Source organism: Suttonella ornithocola (assembly GCF_001889065.1).
GTDB lineage: Bacteria > Pseudomonadota > Gammaproteobacteria > Cardiobacteriales > Cardiobacteriaceae > Suttonella_A > Suttonella_A ornithocola.
Genome location: NZ_LWHB01000175.1, coordinates 1 through 2551, shown reverse-complemented (window position 1 = coordinate 2551; position 2551 = coordinate 1). Strand labels below are relative to the sequence as shown.

Below are 2551 nucleotides of genomic sequence, written 5' to 3'. Positions count from 1 at the left end.
TCTTTGGAACTTGATTAAGTAATTTTTCCAATCTTTGCTAGTCTAGAGCCTATTTTTTAAAGTTTCTTGAAGTAAAAATTGCGCAGTTGGCGCATAGACAGGCGTAGCGCGAATAAAAATATAGTCAAATCAGCTAAAAAACAGAACGTTATCTACCGCCAGAATGGCTAGATAAGGGCTATAGGATGTTTTGTTTTTTAGCTGATCGCACTATATCAATTTTAGTTTAGCTACTGGCAGTGTATGGAAAAATAAAAGCGGCGTAAAAAACGAGAAAACCACTTGGCATCAATGCACCGCTTGGCGCGGACTAGCCGATATTGTTGAAAAATACTGTAAAAAGGGAAGCCGGATATTTTTATCGGGTTATTTAGATACCAATAAATATACTGATAGCGAGAGTATTGAGCGATGGACAACTAAAATCATCGTCGATGAAATCTTGCTACTAGATAAGAAAGAAGACTAAAAAGAAAAGCACTCGGGACAACGAGTGCCTTAATATTTATTCAACCTTTGCAAGAACTATTTAACAAAGTCAAATAGCAGGTGTTCATAGTTTAAGGTCAAACAATATGAAAGTGAATTTACATAATAACATACATGATTTTAAAAGTCATTATATAGACGCTCAATTTTTTGAAAAGAGTCAATATGAATGGCATAATGGCTTCTTCCCAAATACTTTAAATCGTTTCGATAATCTGTTCTTCTTCAACGGCGGTTTTTTGTTCGGGAGTTTTTTGCTGAATAGACAATTGCAAGCCAAGCGCTTGCATGACTTTAAAAATAGTCTCAAAACGCGGTGCGCTGTTGTTACTCAAGGCGCGATACAGTGCTTCACGACTAATTCCGCTTTTTCGTGCAATGTCAGTCATCCCACGTGCTTTGGCAACAACGCCAAGTGCGTGCTGAAATTCACTAGGGTTAGCCTCTTTGAGGGTCAAGTCAAGATAGATTGCAATACTTTCTTCATCGTCCAAATACTCACTCGGATCAAAAAGGGGCAAGTCTTTAACTTTGTATTTTTTAGTCATTGTTTAGTCCTCAATTTCATCAATCAATTGTTTAGCACTTTCAATATCTTTAGCTTGTGTCGATTTATTACCGCCTCCAAGCATGATAATTACCGTCTTACCGCGTATTGTGTAATACAGGCGGTATCCTGCGCCAAAATGCTCCCTAAGCTCCCAAACATCATTAGACAATTGCTTGTGGTCACCAAAAACACCACGCTCCAACTTCTCCAATCGCTTAATTATGCGAATTTTGGTAGTTTTATCTTTCAGTCCTTGTATCCACTTATCGAAAGATGGCAAACGTCGTATTTCATACATAAACAAAATTCTAGCTGTTTTAGTTGGGGTTATCGTAACCAATCAATCACACAAAATCAAGTAAAAAAGTGTAACTTAGTCTTGACAATTATTTTAATTGCGCGCTACAATTCAATCATTACAGGAACACCTGTAATCGGGATTGGAACCCCTTTGATACGAAAGCGCACCAGCGCTGATATAGCGCTATTTTTATGCTTACAGTTTCTATGGCAGTGTGCGTGGGAGAACCTTCGGGTTCGCCGTTTCTTTCGTAGCGGTAGTTCCAATCCTGCGCGTGCTGTCGCCCTCTTATTTGGAACTAATGGTGACAGTTATCCTAAATTACGAAAGGAGACTGTTATGTCTGAACAATTTTCCCCTTCTGCTGAATTGGTTTTACATGGTATTACCATTACCACCGATTTTGACTCTGCTATAGATCATAGTTTAGCGCTGATTCGTTTGATGAGTATCGCTTCTGAAAATGAGGATAGAGCGTTAGAATCCCATGAATTCTCTCTGATTTGTGAGCTACTAGAAAATCAACTATACGCTGTTAAAGAAAGCGTTAGCAATTACCTCTATGCGCAATTAAAAATTGAGCAAGCCGCTAAAGGAGGTGCAAAATGAATGCTATTTTCCAAAGAGGTTTACAACAGATTTATCTTGACTTAACGCATCATTTTATTAGCGCAAATGTTAAATTTGAGAGCGAATTTGATCTAACTTTAGCAGTAAACTTTAATATTAAACTCAGAAAAAAAACAGAATCATCAGAACAGTTTCCTTATTTTCTCTTACTCAGAATTTTTGATTCATTAGATGAACATTTAAACCCAGCACATATTCTCAAACTGCAAATTTTTTATTCTGAAAGTCATGATGAATCTCTTGTATCAAAAACGTTTGAATTTGAAGATGTTGAATCTTTGCGCCTAGCAACAGATGAATATATTGCGAATAAAGGAGATCAGCAATGAGCATCCTTTAGATTGCGAGCAATTAAAACGTCTAGCGCTTTCCCATTGGTAATCATCGGGATACTGCTCAATATCCTTAAGCAAGGCTTCATCATCAATCTTTGAGGGCTTACGCTCAGTAAAGCCTTTAGGATGGGGATTTTTAATCCAGCTATAGACGGTGAATTTGCTGATCTTGTAGCGCTTTGCAACAGCGCGCCAAGTTTCTCCATTAGCAATATCGTTAAGAATTTTCTGTCGGAATTGGCGGCA

Annotated in this window: 6 protein-coding genes; 3 read left to right on the top strand and 3 right to left on the bottom strand. The window is 37.7% G+C overall.

Annotation, left to right across the window (positions count from 1 at the left end):
• Window positions 1-214 precede the first annotated feature (214 nt).
• On the top strand, window positions 215-469 hold the full coding sequence (locus tag A5N85_RS17830) for a single-stranded DNA-binding protein (protein ID WP_115306185.1): 255 nt from the start codon (window positions 215-217) through the stop codon (window positions 467-469).
• Between the two features lie 217 nt (window positions 470-686).
• On the opposite strand, the gene A5N85_RS12035 is transcribed toward A5N85_RS17830, so the two are convergent.
• Together A5N85_RS12035 and A5N85_RS12030 are read right to left on the bottom strand one after the other, a co-directional pair.
• Window positions 687-1037 (bottom strand): addiction module antidote protein, encoded by a 351-nt coding sequence (locus tag A5N85_RS12035; protein ID WP_072577436.1) that lies wholly within the window; start codon window positions 1035-1037, stop codon window positions 687-689.
• A gap of 3 nt (window positions 1038-1040) precedes the next feature.
• Window positions 1041-1337 carry a type II toxin-antitoxin system RelE/ParE family toxin gene (locus A5N85_RS12030; RefSeq protein ID WP_072577435.1) on the bottom strand — a complete coding sequence of 99 codons (297 nt, stop codon included), beginning with the start codon at window positions 1335-1337 and terminating at the stop codon, window positions 1041-1043.
• An 81-nt stretch (window positions 1338-1418) separates the two neighbouring features.
• Between A5N85_RS12030 and A5N85_RS15245 the strand changes: the two genes are divergently transcribed.
• Both A5N85_RS15245 and A5N85_RS12020 read left to right on the top strand, forming a co-directional pair.
• The gene (locus A5N85_RS15245; protein ID WP_115306062.1) at window positions 1419-1949 is read left to right on the top strand and encodes a hypothetical protein; all 531 of its coding nucleotides are present in this window, start codon (window positions 1419-1421) and stop codon (window positions 1947-1949) included.
• The gene (locus A5N85_RS12020) at window positions 1946-2299 is read left to right on the top strand and encodes a hypothetical protein (RefSeq protein WP_072577433.1); all 354 of its coding nucleotides are present in this window, start codon (window positions 1946-1948) and stop codon (window positions 2297-2299) included. Before A5N85_RS15245 ends, A5N85_RS12020 begins: the two co-directional genes overlap by 4 nt.
• Here the strand turns inward: A5N85_RS12020 and A5N85_RS12015 are convergent.
• On the bottom strand, window positions 2255-2551 hold a 297-nt coding region (locus A5N85_RS12015), incomplete at its 5' end, for an IS630 transposase-related protein (RefSeq protein ID WP_072577432.1). The genes A5N85_RS12020 and A5N85_RS12015 overlap by 45 nt on opposite strands.

Bases quoted from the DNA above. Each gene is read 5' to 3' on its own strand.
- A5N85_RS12035 (WP_072577436.1), bottom strand. From the start codon at position 1,037: ATGACTAAAAAATACAAAGTTAAAGACTTGCCCCTTTTTGATCCGAGT.
- A5N85_RS12030 (WP_072577435.1), bottom strand. From the start codon at position 1,337: ATGTATGAAATACGACGTTTGCCATCTTTCGATAAGTGGATACAAGGA.
- A5N85_RS12020 (WP_072577433.1), top strand. From the start codon at position 1,946: ATGAATGCTATTTTCCAAAGAGGTTTACAACAGATTTATCTTGACTTA.